General features: G+C 65.2%; 20 protein-coding genes. 10 read left to right on the top strand and 10 right to left on the bottom strand.

Translation table 11 applies throughout. The features are described 5' to 3' along the window. Positions 1 to 4: 4 nt before the first annotated feature. Positions 5 to 454, bottom strand: coding sequence for a hypothetical protein (locus tag FZI91_RS12815; RefSeq protein ID WP_155939357.1), 450 nt, complete (start codon positions 452 to 454; stop codon positions 5 to 7). A 23-nt stretch (positions 455 to 477) separates the two neighbouring features. Here FZI91_RS12815 and FZI91_RS12810 point away from each other — a divergent pair, with 23 nt between their 5' ends. Continuing rightward, positions 478 to 882 (top strand): VOC family protein, encoded by a 405-nt coding sequence (locus tag FZI91_RS12810; RefSeq protein WP_313884533.1) that lies wholly within the window; start codon positions 478 to 480, stop codon positions 880 to 882. A gap of 58 nt (positions 883 to 940) precedes the next feature. On the opposite strand, the gene ripC is transcribed toward FZI91_RS12810, so the two are convergent. Then, on the bottom strand, positions 941 to 2,020 hold the full coding sequence (gene ripC / locus FZI91_RS12805; protein WP_155939355.1) for a peptidoglycan hydrolase RipC: 1,080 nt from the start codon (positions 2,018 to 2,020) through the stop codon (positions 941 to 943). A 247-nt stretch (positions 2,021 to 2,267) separates the two neighbouring features. After that, positions 2,268 to 2,489 (bottom strand): hypothetical protein, encoded by a 222-nt coding sequence (locus tag FZI91_RS12800; RefSeq protein ID WP_155939354.1) that lies wholly within the window; start codon positions 2,487 to 2,489, stop codon positions 2,268 to 2,270. A gap of 95 nt (positions 2,490 to 2,584) precedes the next feature. Here FZI91_RS12800 and FZI91_RS12795 point away from each other — a divergent pair, with 95 nt between their 5' ends. The 3 genes from FZI91_RS12795 (at position 2,585) to FZI91_RS12785 (ending at position 6,243) form a co-directional block, all read left to right on the top strand. Next, the gene (locus FZI91_RS12795) at positions 2,585 to 3,346 is read left to right on the top strand and encodes a class I SAM-dependent methyltransferase (protein ID WP_155939353.1); all 762 of its coding nucleotides are present in this window, start codon (positions 2,585 to 2,587) and stop codon (positions 3,344 to 3,346) included. A gap of 36 nt (positions 3,347 to 3,382) precedes the next feature. After that, on the top strand, positions 3,383 to 5,197 hold the full coding sequence (locus FZI91_RS12790; protein WP_155939352.1) for a DEDD exonuclease domain-containing protein: 1,815 nt from the start codon (positions 3,383 to 3,385) through the stop codon (positions 5,195 to 5,197). A 272-nt stretch (positions 5,198 to 5,469) separates the two neighbouring features. Then, positions 5,470 to 6,243 (top strand): heme-binding protein, encoded by a 774-nt coding sequence (locus FZI91_RS12785; RefSeq protein ID WP_155939351.1) that lies wholly within the window; start codon positions 5,470 to 5,472, stop codon positions 6,241 to 6,243. 4 nt (positions 6,244 to 6,247) lie between these two features. On the opposite strand, the gene FZI91_RS12780 is transcribed toward FZI91_RS12785, so the two are convergent. The 3 genes from FZI91_RS12780 to trpD are packed head-to-tail and all read right to left on the bottom strand — an operon-like array spanning position 6,248 to position 8,774. Further along, positions 6,248 to 7,219 (bottom strand): alkylmercury lyase family protein, encoded by a 972-nt coding sequence (locus FZI91_RS12780; RefSeq protein ID WP_155939350.1) that lies wholly within the window; start codon positions 7,217 to 7,219, stop codon positions 6,248 to 6,250. Next, the gene (locus FZI91_RS12775; protein WP_155939349.1) at positions 7,216 to 7,620 is read right to left on the bottom strand and encodes a MerR family transcriptional regulator; all 405 of its coding nucleotides are present in this window, start codon (positions 7,618 to 7,620) and stop codon (positions 7,216 to 7,218) included. Before FZI91_RS12775 ends, FZI91_RS12780 begins: the two co-directional genes overlap by 4 nt. A gap of 53 nt (positions 7,621 to 7,673) precedes the next feature. Further along, the gene (gene trpD, locus FZI91_RS12770; protein ID WP_155939348.1) at positions 7,674 to 8,774 is read right to left on the bottom strand and encodes an anthranilate phosphoribosyltransferase; all 1,101 of its coding nucleotides are present in this window, start codon (positions 8,772 to 8,774) and stop codon (positions 7,674 to 7,676) included. Positions 8,775 to 9,059: 285 nt separating this feature from the next. Between trpD and FZI91_RS12765 the strand changes: the two genes are divergently transcribed. From FZI91_RS12765 to FZI91_RS12745, 5 genes are all read left to right on the top strand, one after another. Then, positions 9,060 to 9,602: a heme-copper oxidase subunit III gene (locus FZI91_RS12765; RefSeq protein ID WP_239001843.1), complete on the top strand. Its 543-nt coding sequence runs from the start codon at positions 9,060 to 9,062 to the stop codon at positions 9,600 to 9,602. Then, entirely contained in the window at positions 9,599 to 10,471 is an 873-nt protein-coding gene (locus tag FZI91_RS12760; protein WP_155939347.1) for a c-type cytochrome, read from the top strand. The genes FZI91_RS12765 and FZI91_RS12760 overlap by 4 nt, the downstream gene beginning before the upstream one ends. Continuing rightward, on the top strand, positions 10,471 to 11,634 hold the full coding sequence (locus tag FZI91_RS12755; RefSeq protein ID WP_155939346.1) for a ubiquinol-cytochrome c reductase iron-sulfur subunit: 1,164 nt from the start codon (positions 10,471 to 10,473) through the stop codon (positions 11,632 to 11,634). Before FZI91_RS12760 ends, FZI91_RS12755 begins: the two co-directional genes overlap by 1 nt. Beyond that, entirely contained in the window at positions 11,631 to 13,295 is a 1,665-nt protein-coding gene (locus tag FZI91_RS12750) for a cytochrome bc complex cytochrome b subunit (RefSeq protein ID WP_155939345.1), read from the top strand. Before FZI91_RS12755 ends, FZI91_RS12750 begins: the two co-directional genes overlap by 4 nt. 67 nt (positions 13,296 to 13,362) lie before the next feature. Next, a complete protein-coding gene (locus tag FZI91_RS12745) occupies positions 13,363 to 13,800 on the top strand; it encodes a PPOX class F420-dependent oxidoreductase (RefSeq protein ID WP_155939344.1) in 438 nt (145 codons plus the stop codon). Positions 13,801 to 13,846: 46 nt separating this feature from the next. On the opposite strand, the gene FZI91_RS12740 is transcribed toward FZI91_RS12745, so the two are convergent. From FZI91_RS12740 to FZI91_RS12725, 4 genes are all read right to left on the bottom strand, one after another. After that, on the bottom strand, positions 13,847 to 14,593 hold the full coding sequence (locus FZI91_RS12740) for a DUF2561 family protein (RefSeq protein ID WP_155939343.1): 747 nt from the start codon (positions 14,591 to 14,593) through the stop codon (positions 13,847 to 13,849). Beyond that, entirely contained in the window at positions 14,593 to 15,459 is an 867-nt protein-coding gene (locus FZI91_RS12735) for an MmpS family transport accessory protein (protein WP_155939342.1), read from the bottom strand. The genes FZI91_RS12740 and FZI91_RS12735 overlap by 1 nt, the downstream gene beginning before the upstream one ends. A 240-nt stretch (positions 15,460 to 15,699) precedes the next feature. Continuing rightward, a complete protein-coding gene (locus tag FZI91_RS12730; RefSeq protein WP_155939341.1) occupies positions 15,700 to 16,119 on the bottom strand; it encodes a cytochrome c oxidase subunit 4 in 420 nt (139 codons plus the stop codon). A 15-nt stretch (positions 16,120 to 16,134) separates the two neighbouring features. After that, a complete protein-coding gene (locus FZI91_RS12725) occupies positions 16,135 to 17,184 on the bottom strand; it encodes a cytochrome c oxidase subunit II (protein WP_162526362.1) in 1,050 nt (349 codons plus the stop codon). 147 nt (positions 17,185 to 17,331) lie between these two features. Between FZI91_RS12725 and asnB the strand changes: the two genes are divergently transcribed. Next, complete coding sequence (asnB, locus tag FZI91_RS12720; protein ID WP_162526361.1) at positions 17,332 to 19,260, top strand: asparagine synthase (glutamine-hydrolyzing); 1,929 nt, start codon at positions 17,332 to 17,334, stop codon at positions 19,258 to 19,260. The last annotated feature ends 3 nt before the right edge of the window (positions 19,261 to 19,263 follow it).

Below are 19,263 nucleotides of genomic sequence, written 5' to 3'. Positions count from 1 at the left end.
CTCCCTAACCACTTTGCTCGGCAATCAATGCTTTGAGTTCGTCATGGTGCTTCTCGGCAAGTTGCAGCGCTTCCTGACTCTGACGCCAAAGAAACTCTGCCTGCCCCGACTCCAAAGCCTCCTGGACCAGCACACGAGAACGCTTGTGGGTTTGGCGAATGCGAATCAGATCATCCGTCCATAGCCACTGGTGATCACCCGCATCGAGAGCAACTTGATATAGCTCTCGGCGCTCAATCTCCTGTTCCTTTCTCTTCTTCCGTTTCGCGGCCTCACGTTTTTGCCGCAGCACCTCAAGTTCTTGTCGCCGCCAGGCTGGCGCACGGGCAGCTTCGATCGCCGCCCAACGGCGGGTCTCGGCGGCAGCGATCGCCTGCTCGCGGTAGCGCTGCGCGACACCGCAAGAGCTGCAACGACATCCAGCCGCATACCCAGCAATACCGTGAGACGTCATCGCCGCCCCTGATCGACCCCTTGGTGGGCGCTGCGCCATGTAATCATGGATACAATGCAACATCATTTGAAACACTGTTGCAAGCTGGTCCGAAAACCAACACCCGCAAGCAAAGGCCACCCAACATGTACGACACCGTCAGCAACACCCAGATCGGCACGCCCAACCCGCATGCTGCGGACAGTTTCTACGGCCAGCTCTTCAAATGGGCGATCAACCAACCAGACGGCGGTGGCTACACAATGATCGGCGACTACCAGGAGCCAAGGGTCTTCTTCGCTCAAACACCCGACATTCTCGCCACTATCAACCACGCTGTCGCACTCGGCGCGACAGTTGCCCATCCGCCAATTGACAACGGCGACATCGAGTTTGCCCATTTGCACGATCCGCACGGCAACCGCTTCGGCATCTGGCAGCCTAAGTAACAGGTTTCACGCAGCGCGTTGGATTACCAGCGGTCCCAATGGACAGCGCCGTCGACGCTCAGTAGCGGCGTGCGTTGTAGATCGGTCCAGAGGACGTGATCGGCACGACCGCGACCGGAACGCCGTATGTGGAGGCGTGCACCATCATACCGTTCCCGACATAGATGCCGGTGTGCGAGGCATCACCGTAGAAGTTGATGACGTCGCCGGGTTGTAACTCGCCCAGCGAGACCGGAGTCCCACCACGCGCCAGGGCCTGGCTCGAGTGCGGCAGCGACACACCCTGCTGACCGTAGGCCCACATGACCAGGCCGGAGCAGTCAAAGGCGTTGGGACCCGAACCGCCCCACGAGTAGGGAGCACCGATGCGCGTCAATGCCGCGGCGACAGCATTCGAGCCGACGGCGGACCCACCGCCACCGATGGCGGCTTCCGGCGCGGGTGCGGCAGCGGCGGCCTGCATCAGCGGCTCAGGAGCATCGACGGCCTGACCCGGCTCGGCGACGGGCGGCGGGGGCACGGGTGCCGCCACCGCCAGCTGCGCGCGCTGGCTGGGGCTCAGGGTGTTGTACTGCGATTTGACGACAGCGATCTGTACCTGCAACTGGCTCTGCTTGGCCTGCAGCGATGCGCGCAGGTTCTTGGCCTGCTCGGCGGCCACCCGGGCCTGCTCGGCGCCATCACGGGACCGCTGCTCGGCCGCATCTGCCGAGGACCGCGCGGCCATGTAGGTGTCCATTCGGCTACGCATCTCGGTTCCCACCGTGCGCTGCACCGACAATTGGTCGATGAGGTTCTGCGGGGAGTTGGACGTCAGCACGGCGCCGTAACCGCTGGTATTACCGCCCATGTACGCGGCCACCACAGCCTTGTCTACGTCAACCTGGTAGGTGGAAACTGCCATGCGCGCGGCCTTCGCAACGGCCTCGTCGGCTAGGACGGCCTTCTCGGCGTCACGTTGGGCCGCCAGCTTGGCGTCGAGGTCGATTTTCGCGGAGTTAGCTGCCTCCGAGGTTGCCTCGGCCTGGCGGGATAGCTCGTTGAGCTTCTTGACGGCGTCATTGTTGGGATCGGCGGAAGCGACCTGACCGCCCGCAAAAACCCCACCGATCAGCGCGGCAGTAGTTACCGCAAGCATCGTTCGACGGAAGGGAGAGGGCGTCGATCGATCCGTGTGATCTCGAAGAAGACGCCCGACACTCACTGACTACATCCCTTTACTGCACATCGATCGCCGCGAACTCTGGCGCTGATAGGTCTCAGATAGGTTACGAAATGGCATCGGCATTGTCCACCGCAGCGCGAAACGACGTCAATGTCGCGTAAGCGCCGGTTCTCCTCCCCGTTCCCGGGGCGGGCCATCATGCACCTTCTTCGAGTGTGCCCTATGCGACCCCGGCATCGGGCGTCAATGGGACAACAGGCGTGTCGCGAGCGCGCTGAATCGGCACCAGCCGCAACCGGGGCGCCATCCCCGCCTCGGCCAATACCGCCAGCGCGGCGCGCTCGTCGTCACCGAGTGTCTGCGGGACCCCCAACAACACGCTGACCACGCAGTCGTCGCATCCCGGGCCGCGCATCGCGCAATCGTCACAGTCGATGAGCATGGCTTCTCCTTTCCGACCAATCGTTCTTTCTTTGGGTTTGAGCGGACGCTAACCGCAACCACCGACAAGTAACCGTTTCCTGGCACCCTGGCGGTATGACGGAACAGCCACCACCGGCACACAGCGACCGCCGCCGGGCCGAATCGTTTGGCGACTCCGCCGACGCCTACGACCGTCACCGTCCCCGCTATCCGCAGTCGCTCATCGACGAGCTCGTGGCGCGCGGGCGGACACGCGCCCTTGACGTCGGAGCCGGTACCGGGATCGCGGCGGCGCAGCTCATCGCGGCCGGCGCCGAGGTGCTCGCCGTCGAGCCGGATGCGCGGATGGCGCGTATAGGGGCCGGGAAGGGCATCGACGTCGAGGTGGCCGCCTTCGAGCAGTGGGAGCCCGAGGGCCGAACCTTCGACCTGGTGCTGTTCGCGCAGTCCTTCCACTGGGTAGAACCCATCGCAGCGCTACACAAGGTGGCGACGATGCTGCGTCCCGGTGGCCGGCTCGCCCTGGTGTGGAACCGCATCGTGCCCACTGCCCCGACACAGGACGACCTGGATACCGTCTACGCAGCATTCATGGACACCGCCAGGCGGCCCTCCATCGACACCGAGGACACAGTCTCCCCAACCATCGAGAAATCCGGCTATCGCGTGCAACGCCTGCATTTCCTGGAGCACCCAAATTTCTCCACGCAGGCGTACCTCGACATGGTCTTCACGTACTCCAATCACCTGACCCTTGATGCGTCCAGGCGCAGCGAGCTGCGGGTCAGGCTTGCGGAGAAGATCGGCGACGGCGGCGTCGCCACCATCAACGACGCACTCGCGCTGATCTGTACCCCCGAAACGAGCCCAGCGTGAGCCCGATATGTCGGTCCCGGGAATTACGGTCACGTCATGACGCGACCGGATGCTCTTCGCGCAGGCGCCTCATCGCAGTTGACTTTGGACGAGATGTCGTCTGCACAAGCACTGCGCGACACCACCTTTGTGGTGGTGGACTTGGAAACCACCGGCGGTAGCGCCGAGAACGACGCGATCACCGAGATTGGCGCGATCAAAGTGCGCGGCGGCGAGGTACTCGGCGAGCTGGCGACGCTGGTCGATCCCAAACGATCGTTGCCGCCGCAGATCGTCCGCCTCACCGGCATCACCTCGGCGATGCTGGTCGATGCACCACCGATCGAGCAGGTACTGCCCACCTTTCTGGAATTCGCCCGCGGCGCCGTGCTGGTGGCCCACAACGCGGGCTTCGATATCGGGTTCCTCAAGGCCGCCGCACGCCAGTGTGGAATCGATTGGCCCCAGCCCACCGTGCTGTGCACGGTCCGGCTGGCACGCCGGGTGCTCACACGCGACGAAGCCCCGAGGGTCAACCTGGGGGCCCTGGCGCAGCTGCTCGGCGCATCCACCACGCCCAATCACCGAGCGCTCGACGATGCCCGAGCCACTGTCGACGTGCTGCACGCGCTGATTGGCCGGGTGGGCAACCAGGGCGCCGACACCATGAATGAGCTGCGACGGTACCGCACCCAGGTGCCCAACGCCTTACGCAGCAAGCGCTCGCTAGCCGACGGAATGCCTTACGCCCCAGGAGTTTACCTGTTTCGTGGGCCGACAGGCGAGGTGTTGTACGTGGGCACCGCGGTCAACCTGCACCGGCGGGTGCAGCAGTACTTCACCGGTGCGGACCCGCGCGGCCGGATGCGCGAGATGGTCACCCTCGCCACCGCGGTGGATCACGTGACCTGCGCGCACCCTCTGGAGGCCGCGGTGCGCGAGCTGCGGCTGTTGGGCGCGCACGCACCGCCATACAACAGGAAATCCCGCTTCCCGCATCGCTGGTGGTGGGTGGTGCTCACCGAGGAGTCGTTTCCCCGGTTCGCCGTTGTCCGCGCGACGCAGGGACGAGCGTTCTTGGGCCCCTTTCGGGCGCGCGGCGATGCGTCAAACGCTGCACTGGCACTGGCCCGGTTCGCCGGCGTGCGCACCTGCACGACGCGTATCGGGGCCACCGGGCGGCATGGCGCGGCCTGCGACGGACAGGCCTACCCACATGACACGGCTTCCCGCTGTCCCGCCGAGGTGGGGGTGGACGCGGCCGGGTACCGGGACGCCCTCGCCCCGGCCCTCGCGGTTCTCGCCGGCTCCCACGCGCAGCCGCTGCATGCCATGTGCGACAGGGTGACCGAGCTGGCCGATCTGCGGCGTTACGAGACCGCCGCACGGCAGCGCGATGCGACGGCCGCCCTCGTCGCGGCGCTCGCCCGCCAGCACCGCCTGCATGCCCTCGCGCGCCTCGAAGAGCTGATCGCCGCACGCCCCGACGGTGACGGCGGCTGGCAGATCGCCGTGGTCCGCCACGGACAGTTGGCCGGGGCGGCGGTGGCCCGACGCGGCGTCCCCCCGCTGCCCGTGGTGGACGTTGCCTCCGCGGGGGCCCAGGTGGTGCTGCCGACCCCCGAACCGTTCGGTGGAGCCGCCCCCGAGGAGACGGGACTGCTCACCCGCTGGCTGGCCGAACCCGGAGTACGCCTCGTGTCCTCGACGAATGGGTACGCCGAGGCGACGGGATGCTCGGGGCCGCTGCGTGACTGGGCAGCGACAGCACGCAGCGCCAGGATGGCGAGCGCCGCGCACCCGGACGATTGGGGAATGGCCGAGCTGATCAAACCATTCCCGCGTCCCGCTGCGCCGCGAGCCGCCTGCTGACCTCCAACAACACATTTTTCAGGCTCATCTCAGCCACCGAAAATCGCGAGTTGGATTGCAAGCACAGGCATTTCACAGTTCCCCAAGGCACTATCGAGTTGGCGAGTGCGATGACTCGACATAGAGACATGGAGAACGAGATGCCGTGGTCAACGGGAAAGAGATCCCTGTTCGTGACGGGATCTGTCGTCGCGGCGATGGTTTGCTTGCCAGCAGTCGGGTGGGCAGCTCCCCCCGACCCGCCCGCTCCGGCTCCAGCGCCCGTGATGTCCATGCCCGAACCTGTGATGGCACCGGCACCCGTTGTCTCCGCGCCCGTTGTCTCTGCGCCCGTTGTCTCTGCACCCGTACCTGAAGCATCCGCGCCGGCGGCGGCAGCATCGCAGCCCGCACCGCAAGCACAGACACCGCAGCAGCCGGCGTCCCACGATGCGGGCCCGGCCGAGAGCCCCAAACCAGGCAATGCCCTGGGACCGGCCAGCCCAGAACCGCCTGCATCGGCCACCGCTCCGGCAACACCAGCACCCACCACCGCCGCGCCGGATCAGCCAAAGACACCGACACCTGGGGGGCCGAACAACCCAGCGGCACCGACTACTCCATCGGCCACACCGACCCACGTCGTTCCAACGCCTGCGCCCGCACCGGCGGGGACCGAACCGGGTCGCCACGGCGCGACCAAACCCGACCAACCGGCAACTGACGATTCTGCGCAGTACGCCCATCACCGATGGCCCTACAGCTGGCACTGGAAACGCGACCTGGCCTGGAACGACACCTACGCCTACGACTGGGCCAACAGCGGCTACTGGGACAACTGGTACCCCACTTGGACCAACACCTGCGCGTACCGGTGTCCCACCAACGACAACGGTCCCTACGCGCCTGACGTGCAGAATTATCTCGACGCCCATCCGGATCTGGCTGACGAATTCGCTCGTGTCCACCAGTTCCCCTGGGAGCTCCGACGCGCCCAGATTCAACCGTTCCTAGACGCCCACCCCGACTACCAAGCCTGGTTCAACGACGTCCAACCCTGGATCTAGCTACTCACACCGAGCTGTCATCGGTGAGCAGAGCGCCGAAAATCGCCACACCACATTGAGTTGCGGCGACCAGATCAAGCACCATCCCGGTCACCTGCGGATTGGCCGCGGACCATGTTTCGGCCGACGCGACGTCGGTGAAAAAGTTGAGATGGCCGCAACAGGTTTCCGCCAACGGCCCCTGCACTGCCTGGGCCCCGACGAACACCACCGTGGATTCCGGATCTGCCGTCGCCGTCGCCCCGTGGACCCGCACGGTAATGGGCGCCGATGTTCGGTGATCGACGGACGAAATGGTGACGGGTCGGCCCTGCAGCATCGCGGAGATGCCAAGAGCATCGATGGCACACATTGCGTAAACCTCTGCGCCACCATCGATCTGAACGCGATGCGCGGTGGCGGTCGCAGAGAACGGATACACCGAGTCGATGCCGCCCGCGCCGTCGAGACGGATGACGTCCGCCTGGTGCAGGTTGTGCAGGACGGATCCGACGGCCACATCCGTCGGGCCGGTGAGCCGTTCAAGGTCATCGAACGGGGGTGGACCGCCGCTGAATGCGAACGCCCGCAGGATGGCTGCGTGCACCGCACGTTCGGCGGGATCCGCTGGTCTGACCACACCGCGCCACGCCCCGAATACGGCGGAGGTGCCGCTGCATTCGTTGTTGCGTCCGCCGCGCAGAGCGGCACGCAGCGCGATCTCCGAAGGCGCCCCCTCGCGATGGCCACCGCTGTCTGCCGGATAGAGCCGGCACGACACCGCGGGTATCAGGCCGGGTTCATCGAAGGGGTCCCGGCCGTCGATGAGCAGAGTCGGCGATCCGGTCATGCCGTGCTGCTCGGCGGCGGCCAGGCTGTCGATCACGCGGTGGGTGATGGTCGCCGTCAGGTGTTCGGCTTCCAGCGCCCGGCCGATTCGGTCTTGCAGCACTGCAACATTCGGGCATTCGGGCACCTGCAGAATCTCAAGGTTCATCGGGCCGTCCCCTCGTCGTTCAGTGCCTGGATGAGTGGGCAGCAGCGGTCTCCCCGTGGACGATCGCACGTATTCACGAGGTCGGTCAGTGATTGCCGCATCCGTTCCAGCTCGCTCACCTTCATGGCGAGCTGGTCGATCTTGACCTGCGCCAGATCGCGGGCGGCCTCGCAGTCCTCGGGACCACCCTCGGCCAGGTGCAGGAGTTCCTCGATCTCGTCGAGCGTGAATCCCTGCTCTTGTGCCCTCTTGACGAAACGCACGACCGCGACCGCGTCCACCGGATATGCCCGGTAACCCGACGATGAGCGCGGCGGTCGCGACAGCAGGCCTCTGCGTTCGTAGTACCGCACTGTCTGAACACTCACGCCGGCCCCGGAGGCCACCTCACCGCTGCGCATGACGCCATTGTTGACCCTGCACCTAGCTACAGGGTCAAGTCGAGAGCCGCCCGTCAGGCCTCATCCGCGTCCTGCTGCTCCCCGAGCCGCTGGCTGACGACAATCCAGTTCTCCAGCAGCGCCGCCGCGGCCCCCGAGTCGATGGCGGTGGACACCCGCGCGAGGGCGTTCTCCCACGCAGGCACCCATTGGGCGTCGCTGGCCAGGCCGGCGTGCGCGACCATGGCACCCGCCGCGTTCAGCAGCACCGCGTCCCGCACGGCACCGGCGCGACCACCCAGCACCGCACGAACCTCGGCCGCATTGAACTCAGGATCGCCGCCGACCAGTTCCTCCAACCGGGCACGCGCGAAACCGAACGCCGCCGGATCGAACCTCAGCGTGTCGACGGTGCCCGCCTGAACGCGCCAGATGGTGCTGGTCGTGGTGGTGGTCAGCTCATCGAGCCCGTCGTCGCCGTGCACCACCAGCACGCTGGACCCGCGCCCGGCGAAGACACCCGCGGTCACCTCGGCCAGGTCGGCGAACGCGCACCCGATGAGACCCGCGCGCGGGCGGCCCGGATTCGTCAGCGGCCCTAGCAAGTTGAACACCGTGGGCACACCGATCTCACGGCGCACCGCCGAGGCGTGCCGATAGGACGGATGAAAATGCGGCGCGAAGCAGAACCCGATACCGACTTCGGAAACACTGTGGACCACCTGGTCGGGATCCAGGTCGATGCGCACCCCCAGCGCCTCCAGGGTGTCCGCGCCGCCGGCCAATGAGGATGCGGCCCGGTTGCCGTGCTTGACCACCTTGACCCCGCACGCCGCCACCACAATGGAAGCCATGGTGGAGAGGTTCACCGTGTTCGCGCCGTCTCCCCCGGTGCCGACGATGTCGACGGAATCCTTGCCGATCTCGTCACCGGCTCCCGCCGGAAAACGGATCGCGTGGGCCAGCATGGTGTCGGCCAACTCGCCGACCTCCGCCGAGGTCGGTCGTTTCATCCGCATCGACACCCCGAAGGCCGCGATCTGGGCCGGAGTCGCCGCGCCCGTCATGATCTGGTCCATGGCCCAGGCCGCCTGACCCGCCTTCAGATCCCGACGGACTGTCAGCTCCCCCAATACCTGGGGCCAGGACTGCTGGTCTTCGCGCGAGCGGCTCATCCGCGAATCTTCCGGCACGCCGCAAATGGTCCCATGGAGACAAGGGCGACGACAACGAAGTAATTACCCTGGCGCCAGCCGCGACACGCCGGGCGTACCGCACCGAACCCCCTCTCGGCAGTGGCCACGCACGTCGTCGGGAGTCGGTCACAAATCAATGTCGGACCCGAGTGGCTCTCGACAACTACAAAGCGTCATACTTACCGCGTGACGACCGCAGCAGCCCCAGGATCGCCGGCGGGAACCGCCATCACTCAGCGGGTTCATTCACTGAACCGGCCCAACATGGTGAGTGTTGGCACCATTGTATGGCTTTCCAGTGAGTTGATGTTCTTTGCTGGACTCTTCGCGTTCTACTTCACCGCCCGGGCCCAGTCCGGCGGTCATTGGCCCCCGGAGCCCACCGAGCTGAACATGGGTCTGGCGATTCCTGTCACCGCAGTCCTCGTGGCCTCGTCCTTCACCTGTCAGATGGGTGTGTTCGCCGCGGAAAAGGGCGACGTGTTCGGGCTGCGCCGCTGGTACATCGTCACCCTCATTATGGGCACCTTCTTTGTCATGGGCCAGGGCTACGAGTACATGAACCTCGTGCACGAGGGCACCACCATCGCAGGAAGCGCCTACGGGTCAACGTTCTACTTGGCCACCGGTTTTCACGGACTGCACGTTATCGGCGGTCTAGTCGCATTCGTCTACCTGCTGATTCGCACCCGGATGAGTAAGTTCACTCCAGCCCAAGCGACCTCTGCGATCGTGGTGTCGTACTACTGGCACTTCGTCGACATCGTGTGGATCGCGTTGTTCGCCACCATCTACTTCGTCCGATGAACCAGCCCGACTCGGTGAAGGGAGCCCCACAGTTGAACGTGGAGCCCGTACAAAACACAGCCGCCAAGAATCGCGCGCGCCGCAAGTTTCGCCGACGCATCTCAGCAGGTTTGCTGCTGATGGTTGCGCTGGTGGTCGCCGGCGGCCTGGCCACGACCTTTACACCCACCCCGCAGGTCGCGGTGGCCGACGAGGACAAGTCGGCGCTGCTGCGCACCGGTAAGCAGTTGTACGAAACCTCGTGCATCACCTGCCACGGCGCCAACCTGCAGGGTGTGCCCGACCGCGGGCCGAGCCTGATCGGCGTCGGCGACGCCGCCGTCTACTTCCAGGTGTCCACCGGCCGCATGCCCGCCATGCGCAACGAGGCGCAGGCCCAGCGCAAGGACCCGATCTTCGATGAGGAGCAGACCGACGCCCTCGGTGCCTACATCCAGGCCAACGGTGGCGGTCCGCAGGTGATCCGCGACGGCGACGGCGCGATCGCCCAGGGATCGTTGCGCGGCAACAACGTCGCCCGCGGTGGCGACCTGTTCCGGCTGAACTGCGCGTCTTGCCACAACTTCACCGGCAGGGGCGGTGCATTGTCCTCGGGCAAATTCGCACCCGAGCTGGATCCCGCCAACGAACAGCAGATCTATACCGCGATGCTGACCGGCCCGCAGAACATGCCCAAGTTCTCCGACCGCCAGCTCAGCCCGGAAGAGAAGAAGGACATCGTCGCCTTCGTCCGCGCGTCGAGTGAAACACCGGACCCCGGCGGCTACGGACTCGGCGGACTCGGCCCGTCCTCTGAGGGTATGGCCATCTGGATCATCGGCATCGTCGCCGCCATCGGCGCCGCAATGTGGATTGGAGCACGCGCCTGATGAGTGCCGAACAGACTGATAAACCCACCGACGAGCAGCTCGCAGCCATGAGCCGCGACGAGCTCGTCAAGCTCGGCACCAACCTCGACGGTGTTGAGATCGTCTACCGCGAGCCGCGCTGGCCCGTCGAGGGCACCAAGGCCGAGAAGCGCGCCGAGCGCCTCATCGCCATGTGGTTTGCCCTCGGAGGCGTGTTCGGCCTCGCCTTGCTCGGGGTGTTCCTGTTCTGGCCGTGGGAGTACAAGCCGTTCGGCGACCCGGGCAATGCCGCCTACAACCTGGCGACCCCGCTGTACGGCCTCACCCTGGGCCTGTCGGTGCTCTCGCTGGGAATCGGCGCGGTGCTCTACACCAAGAAGTTCATCCCCCAGGAGATCTCGATCCAGGACCGCCACGACGGCGGCTCCTCCGAGGTGGATCGCAAGACCATCGTCGCGCAGCTGCAGGACACCCTCGACACCTCGACGCTCCCCCGCCGCAAAATGATCGTTCGCGCCCTCGGCTTCGGCGTCGGCGCAATGGGCGCGGGCGCGACGGTCGCTCTCATCGGCGGCATCATCAAGAACCCTTGGGCGCGTGTGGTACCCACCGCCAACGGCAAGCAGCCGGTGCTGCTCACCAGCGGCTGGACACCCCGCTACAAGGGCGAGACCGTCTACCTAGGCCGGGCCGTCGGCAGCAGCGCCAACATTCTGTTGAAGGTCCGCCCGGAGGATATCGACGCCGGCGGTATGGAGACCGTGTTCCCGTGGCGCGAGTCCGATGGTGATGGCACCACCGTCGAGTCACACGAAAAGCTGTCGCACATTCAGATGGGCGTGCGAAACCCGGTGATGATCATTCGGGTGCGGCCCAACGACATGTCCAAGGTGGTCAAGCGCCAGGGACAGGAGAGCTTCAACTACGGCGACCTGTTCGCGTACACCAAGATCTGCTCGCATCTGGGTTGCCCCACTTCGCTTTTCGAGCAGCAGTCATACCGCATCCTGTGCCCGTGTCACCAGTCGCAGTTCGACGCGCTGCACTTCGCCAAGCCGATCTTCGGCCCGGCGGCACGCGCCCTGGCACAGCTGCCGATCACCGTCGATAAGGACGGGTACCTCGTCGCCGCCGGCGACTTTGTCGAACCCGTCGGACCCGCATTCTGGGAGCGCAAATCATGAGCGACACAGCCCAAAAGCCGTCACGCATAGGCAAGATCGCCGCCGGTCAGGCCGAGGCGATGGATTCCCGCTATCACCTCGCCGCGGGGATGAAACGGCAGATCAACAAGGTCTTCCCGACCCACTGGTCGTTCATGCTCGGTGAGATCGCGCTGTACAGCTTTGTCATCCTGCTGCTCTCCGGCGTGTACCTGACCCTGTTCTTCGACCCGTCGATGGCCGAAGTGACCTACAACGGCGTCTACCAGCCGCTGCGCGGTGTGCAGATGTCGAAGGCCTACGAGACCGCGCTGAACATCAGCTTCGAGGTACGCGGCGGCCTGTTCGTGCGGCAGATCCACCACTGGGCGGCCCTGATGTTCTCGGCCTCGATCATGGTGCACCTCGCTCGCATCTTCTTCACTGGCGCCTTCCGGCGCCCCCGCGAGGCCAACTGGGTCATCGGCTCGCTGCTGCTCATCCTGTCGATGTTCGAGGGTTACTTCGGCTACTCGCTGCCCGACGACCTGCTCTCCGGTATCGGGCTGCGCGCGGCGTTCTCATCCATCACGCTGGGCATTCCGATCATCGGCACCTGGATGCACTGGGCGCTGTTCGGCGGCGACTTCCCCGGCGTCATCTTCATCCCCCGGATGTACGCACTGCACATCCTGCTGATCCCGGCGATCATCCTGGCGCTCATCGCGGTTCACCTGGCGCTGGTGTGGTACCAGAAGCACACCCAGTTCCCCGGCCCCGGCGCCAAGGAAACGAATGTTGTTGGCGTGCGCATCCTGCCGGTGTTCGCGCTCAAGGGTGGGGCCTTCTTCGCCTTCACCACCGCCATCCTGGCGCTGATGAGTGGCCTGCTGCAGATCAACCCGATCTGGAACCTTGGCCCCTACCGGCCATCCCAGATCTCCGCGGGTAGCCAGCCCGACTTCTACATGATGTGGACCGAAGGCATGGCGCGTCTGTGGCCGGCCTGGGAGCTGTACATCTTCGGGCACACCGTGCCCGCGGCCTTCGGTGTCGCGATCATCATGGGACTGGTCTTCGGCCTGCTGACCATGTACCCGTTCATCGAGAAGAAGCTCACCGGCAACAACGCGCACCACAACCTGCTGCAGCGTCCGCGTGACGCCCCGGCCCGTACAGCCATTGGCGCGGCAGCGATCTCGTTCTACATGATCCTGACGCTGGCTGCGATGAACGACATCATTGCGGTCAAGTTCCACATCTCGCTGAACGCGACAACGTGGATCGGCCGTATCGGCATGGTCATCTTGCCGATCGTCGTGTACTACATCGCCTACCGGTGGGCCATCGGCCTGCAGCGCAGCGACCGCGCGGTGCTCGAGCACGGTATCGAGACCGGCATCATCAAGCGGCTGCCGCACGGCGAGTACATCGAACTGCACCAGCCGCTGGCCGGTGTCGACGATCATGGCCACGCCATTCCGCTCGAGTACCAGGGTGCGGCGGTGCCTCAGCGTATGAACAAGCTGGGCTCGGCCGGCGCACCCGGCACCGGCTCGTTCCTGTTCGCCGACCCCATCGACGAACAGCAGGCGCTGGTGGATGCCGAGCACGAGGCGCACCACAAGTCGCTGCTCGCCCTGAAGGAATATCAGGACGGCGACGCGTCGACCAACGGCTCGACGAACGGCCACGGCCACTAGAAGTCCGCTCGACAGTTGGGCCCCGCATGCGAAAGCATGCGGGGCCCAACTGCTTTAGGGTGGCTCTATGCAGGAGATGACCCGTGCTGAATGGTGGGCTTTCGCCAACGAGGGCACCCGCACCGGCATGCTCGGCCTGGTGCGCGCCAATGGTGCGCCCATCGTGACGCCCGTCTGGTTCCTATTGAACGAAGGCCCCGATGGGGACGAGCTGATCTTCACCACCGGAACGGACACGTTGAAGGGCAAGGCAATTCGGCGCGATCCGCGCATCTCGCTGGCGGTCGACAATCAGCTACCACCGTTCTCCTACGTCCAGTTTTCGGCAGAGGCGCGACTGACCGACAATCACGACGAGATGCTCGATTGGGCGACCAAAATCGGCGGACGCTACATGGGCGCGAACCTCGCCGATGAGTATGGCCGCCGCAACGCGGTTCCCGAGGAATCGCTTGTCCGCGCAACCATCACAAAGGTGATCGCCCGCGCGGGTATCGCCGATTAGATCTGGGTTGCCAGGAATCTCGCCGAGATCGACGCTGTGCAGCGGCCTACTTGTCAGACCACCCTGACGCGCGGAGCTCATGCAGTTTCTTCAGCGTGAACCACGGGATCACGGCCATCGCGCAGGTAATCAAGCCGGCGAACACGAAGGCGACGATGGCGGCGGTATCGCTCTCGACCGCCATCAGATAGGTGCCCGTCACCACCGCCAGCAGTGCCAGACCGATCCCACCGGTGAGCCCTACCGCGGCCCGGAGCCACAGCCGGTCCACCACTACCGATTTCGCGGCGGCCTCGGCAGCCTCTCGATGCGCAGGCGATCCGGGGCCGCTGTACTCCAGCGGCGTGTGGCTCACCGGGTCGGAGAGACCGCCGAATGTCCTGAGCTTCTCGGTTGAGGCCTCTACGGGAGGCGACCCCGATGGCCCCGATTCCACGCGGGAAGCACTGGAGCCCTTGGCTTTCGGCGTGACGTTCGAGGCGCCACGCGTGGGGCGCTGAGTGGCCGTTTTGCGTGCCCGCAGCAGCAGTGGCACCGCGCCGACGATGACGGCCAAGGACACCCCGATGACGATGTAGATCCCCCACGACGAACGAGCGGACCCATCCGACGGGCCCGCCGAACCCTGCCCCATCCCGGTCATCACGACAATGGCACCGACCAGCATTCCGACAAACGCCAGCCAGATGAGCGCACACAATCCCACCAGCATGCGGTCGACAGACTCCGGAGAAGAACGCCGCACCGGCCCGGCAACCGCCTCCAGCGGCTTGGCCCATCGACCGGCTGGCATCAGCAGGTTGCCTGCGCTGAATTGTTGCTGTTGGCGGACAGAACCTGACCATCGCTGGTGGTAATGGTGCAGTTGAGCTGGCTCAACCGCAGGAAGCTGCTCGCCGACACCGAACCGATCTCCGAGTTCGACATCGGAGTGACCGTGATCGACCACGGGATGTACACATTCGGATTCACCCGGGTACGCCCCGATCCGTCGGTCCAGGTGATCGAGATGCGATCGAGCGGGGCCTTTGAGCCCGTCACCGAATAGGTGATCTGCCGCGGCGCGGACGGCGTCGTGGTGGTTGTCGTCGGTGGAGGCGGCGGTGTCGTAGTCGTTGTCACCGGCGGTGGCGGCTCATGCGTCGCCGGTGGCGGAGGGGGCGGCGGCGCAGGCGGCTCGACCGTCACCGTCTCGGTGACCACCGGCGGGGGTGGAGGCGGAGGCTCACTGGTGGGCGGAGGGGGCGGCGGCGGAGGCGGCTCCGTCGTGGTGGTGATGATCTCGTTCCACGGGGTGGTGGTCGGGGTAGGTGTGACCGAGGTGCTCTTGGCAGCACCGGTCGTCTCGTCCGAGCGCCCCGCGACCAACAACGCAACGGAGGCAACCAACGTGATCGCGGCGATGATCGCCGCTACCCCAACGATCCACGGCCATCGCGGCGGAGGCGGTTCGTCATCACCCACTAATTGGGTGTCGTATTCGTCGTACGGCACGTACGGACTGGTGAACTGCTCAGATTCGGGCGCCGAGTACGCCTGCGAATGAAACGCGGAAGAATCCGCCCCGGACGAGTCAGCAGCTGCGCCATCCGCGCTCGAGCCGTCCAGATCCGGAACTTCCCCGGGTGTCCCCGACCCTGGGTTGTCCGTCCCACTCATCTACACAAGTTCCTTTTCGTCACTTCCTGCTCCCCACCGAGCCACCTTCTGGAGGGGCCATGGCAACGATAGCCAACGCGATAAGGAGCGATGAAACCTGACGGCCGGAAAAACCAAACTGACCACCGGATTGTTACCGAAAATGTGATGGCAGGCACGGTGACGTCACACCAGCCACGGGAGTCCCGCCGCAAAGTGCGTGTGGAGCCGCGAGAAGTCGCGGAAAACGCGCGATGAGAGCTAGTGCTTCTCGGCGCCCACGTGATATTCGAAGACCAACCCGGCAACCGCGCTGAGCACGAACACCGCACCGGCAGCGATCAGCCACGGCAGCCACAGCGCCACACCCACGGCAGCGGTGGCGGCGGCAAGGGCCACCATGATCGGCCACCAGCTATGCGGGCTGTAGAAGCCCAGCTCGCCGGCGCCGTCGGCGACCTCGGCATCCTCGTAGTCCTCGGGCCGGGTGTCCAGACGCCGGGCCACGAAACGGAAGAACGTCGAGATGATCAGTGACAGACCTGTCGTCATGACCATGGCGGTGGTTCCCGCCCACTCGACGCCACCGTTGGCGTATAGCCCGGTGAGTACCGCGTACACCACGGTGCACAGCGCGAAGAATCCGGTGAGGATCTCGAAGAGTCTGGCTTCGATATGCATGGCTGCGCTCCTCGCCTAGTTCTTGGCCGCGTTGTTGTCCGCCGGGGCAAGCTCCCCGCGACGGCCGTCGAATGGCCTGGTGGTGGTGGAGACCGGCGACTGGTTGATCGACGCCAATGCCTCGGCGTTCGTCTTACCCGCCTTACGCGCATCCAGATAGAACTTGAAATCGTTGGGGCTCACCACGCGCAGTTCGAAGGCCATCATCGAGTGGTAGGTGCCGCACATCTCGACGCAGCGGCCGACGAACGCACCCTCCTTCAGGATCTTGCTGACCTGGAAGACGTTGTCGGAGTTGTTCGCCTTGGGCTCGGGCATCACGTCGCGAGTGAAGAGGAACGGCACCACGCGGAACGAATGGATGACGTCGGCCGAGGCCAGCTGGAACTCGATGCTCTTGCCGCTGGGCAGCACCAGCACCGGGATCTCCGAGGAGGTGCCGATGGTCTCGATCTTGTCGAAGTTCAGGTAGGTACGGTCCTCACGGTTGAGTCCGCGCACCGCGCCGACGAGCTCTTTGCCATGCTCGTCTTTGCCCTCGGGCTTGGAGCTCATCGCCTTCTTGCGCTCGGGATCGGCGCCGTTGTAGACGGGGGTTCCGTCCTTGAGGTCAACCTTCTGGTAGCCGAACTTCCAGTTCCACTGGAAGGCGGTGACATCAATGACGACGTCGGGGTTCGGGTCCTTGTGCATGACCCGGTTCTGCACGACGACAGTGAAGTAGAAGAGCACCGCGATGATCAGGAACGGCACCACCGTCAGGACCAGCTCCAGCGGCAGGTTGTACCCGAACTGACGCGGAAACTCGGTGTCGCCCGGCTTGTGCCGGTGGAACGCGATGGTCCAGAAGGTCAGGCCCCACACGATGACGCCGACGACCAGCGAGGCGACGACCGCCCAGGTCCACAGCGGTGCCATGTAGTCATGGGCCTCGGGGGTGATGCCCTCGGGCCAGCCGAAGCGCAGTACTTCCTGGACGCTACAACCGCTGAGCAGGAAGCTCGCCGCGCCCAACAGCACCACAGTGGCCAGCAGGGACGGCCGTGAGCCGGACCGTGACGTCACGTTTGTAGCCTCCTGTTTCGGTACAGAATCCATCGCTGACCAGTGGCAGCAATCGAATACTACGCAGCGTAGACCACACCGTCGCATCAGGGCTGCGACGGGGCCGGTGTGGGGACGAACGCCCCGTGATGTTGCATACTTGGCCGCGTGTGTGGACTGGTGGCGTGGCTGGGCCCGCCCGGGTCTTCCCTCGAATCTCATAGCCCGGCGGTGGATGCGGCGATGGTGCATATGCGCCATCGCGGCCCCGATGAACCCGGGATTTGGCACGACGAGAACGTGCTGTTCGGTTTCAACCGGCTCTCGATCATCGACATCGCGCATTCGCATCAGCCGCTGCGCTGGGGCCCGGCCGACTCCCCCGGCCGGTACGTGTTGGTGTTCAACGGCGAGATCTACAACTACTTGGAGATACGGACGCAGGTCGCTGAGGAACATGGCGCCGTTTTCGCCACCGAGGGCGACGGCGAGGCCATCCTGGCGGCGTATCACTTCTGGGGTGTGGACGTGCTGCACCGGCTGCGCGGCATGTTCGCGTTCGCGATCTGGGACACCGTCGAGCGGGAGTTGTTCTGCGCGCGTGACCCGTTCGGCATCAAACCGCTTTTCATGGCGACCGGCCCGGGCGGAACCGCCCTGGGGAGCGAGAAGAAGTGCCTGCTGGACCTGATGGACCAGTTGGGCATCGGAACCGAGCTGGATCTGCGGGCGCTGCAGCACTACACCGCACTGCAGTACGTTCCGGAGCCCGAAAGCCTGCACACCGAGATCCATCGCCTCGAATCCGGTTCCTACGCCCGCATCGCCCCGGGCCAGGAGCCACGCGTCACGCGATACTTCCCGGCTCGCTTCGATGCGAAACCGTTCACCCGCGCAACCCGTCAATCCCGGTATGACGAGATCACCGAAGCGCTCTCCGATTCGGTGGCCAAGCACATGCGCGCGGATGTCACGGTGGGGTCGTTCCTGTCGGGCGGGATCGACTCGACGGCCATCGCGGCGCTCGCCATTCGGCACAATCCGAAGCTCATCACCTTCACGACAGGCTTTGAGCGGCAGGGCTATTCCGAAGTGGACGTGGCGGTGGAGTCGGCCGAGGCGATCGGTGCCCGGCACGTCGTGAAGGTGGTAAGCCAAGAGGAGTTCGTCTCGGCGCTACCCGAGATCGTCTGGTATCTGGACGATCCGGTGGCCGACCCGTCGCTGGTGCCGCTGTACTTCGTTGCCAAGGAGGCCCGCAAGCACGTCAAGGTGGTGCTTTCCGGCGAGGGTGCCGACGAGTTGTTCGGTGGCTACACGATCTACCGTGAGCCATTGTCGCTCAAGCCTTTCGATTACCTTCCCGGTGCTCTGCGACGTGGCGCCGCCCGGCTGTCGGCCGCCCTTCCGGACGGGGTACGCGGCAAGAGCCTGCTGCGCCGCGGCTCGATGACCCTGGAGCAGCGCTACTACGGAAACGCTCGCAGCTTCGACGACGAGCAGCTGCGCGCGGTGCTCAAGAACTACCGCCCGGAATGGGGCCACCAGGACGTCACCGCGGCCCTCTACGAGCGGTGTGCCGGCTGGGATCCGGTGGCGCGCATGCAGTATGTAGATCTGTTCACGTGGCTGCGCGGCGACATCCTGGTTAAGGCCGACAAGATGACGATGGCCAACTCACTGGAACTGCGGGTGCCGTTCCTGGATCCCGAGGTCTTCAAGGTGGCCTCAACGCTGCCCTACCAAGAGAAGATCACCCGGGAAACCACCAAGTACGCGCTCCGCAAGGCGCTCGAACCCATTGTGCCGGCGCATGTCCTACACCGGAGCAAGCTCGGTTTCCCGGTGCCCATTAGGCACTGGTTCGTCGACGGGCTGCTGCACGACTGGGCCCGGGAGATGCTCGCCACCACCCAAACCGGGCACCTCATCAACGTGGACGCGGTGAGCGCGATGCTCACCGAACACGCCGCCGGGGTCGCCGATCACAGCCGCAGGCTCTGGACGGTGCTGATCTTCATGCTGTGGCACGCGATCTTCGTCGAGCAGTCGGTGCGCCCGCAGATCCAAGAACCGCACTACCCGGTGGAGTTGTAGCGG

The organism is Mycobacteroides sp. CBMA 271 (genome assembly GCF_009729205.1).
Lineage (GTDB): Bacteria > Actinomycetota > Actinomycetes > Mycobacteriales > Mycobacteriaceae > Mycobacterium.
The sequence above is the reverse complement of the archived record's forward strand: the minus strand, read 5'-3'. Positions and strand labels throughout refer to the sequence as shown.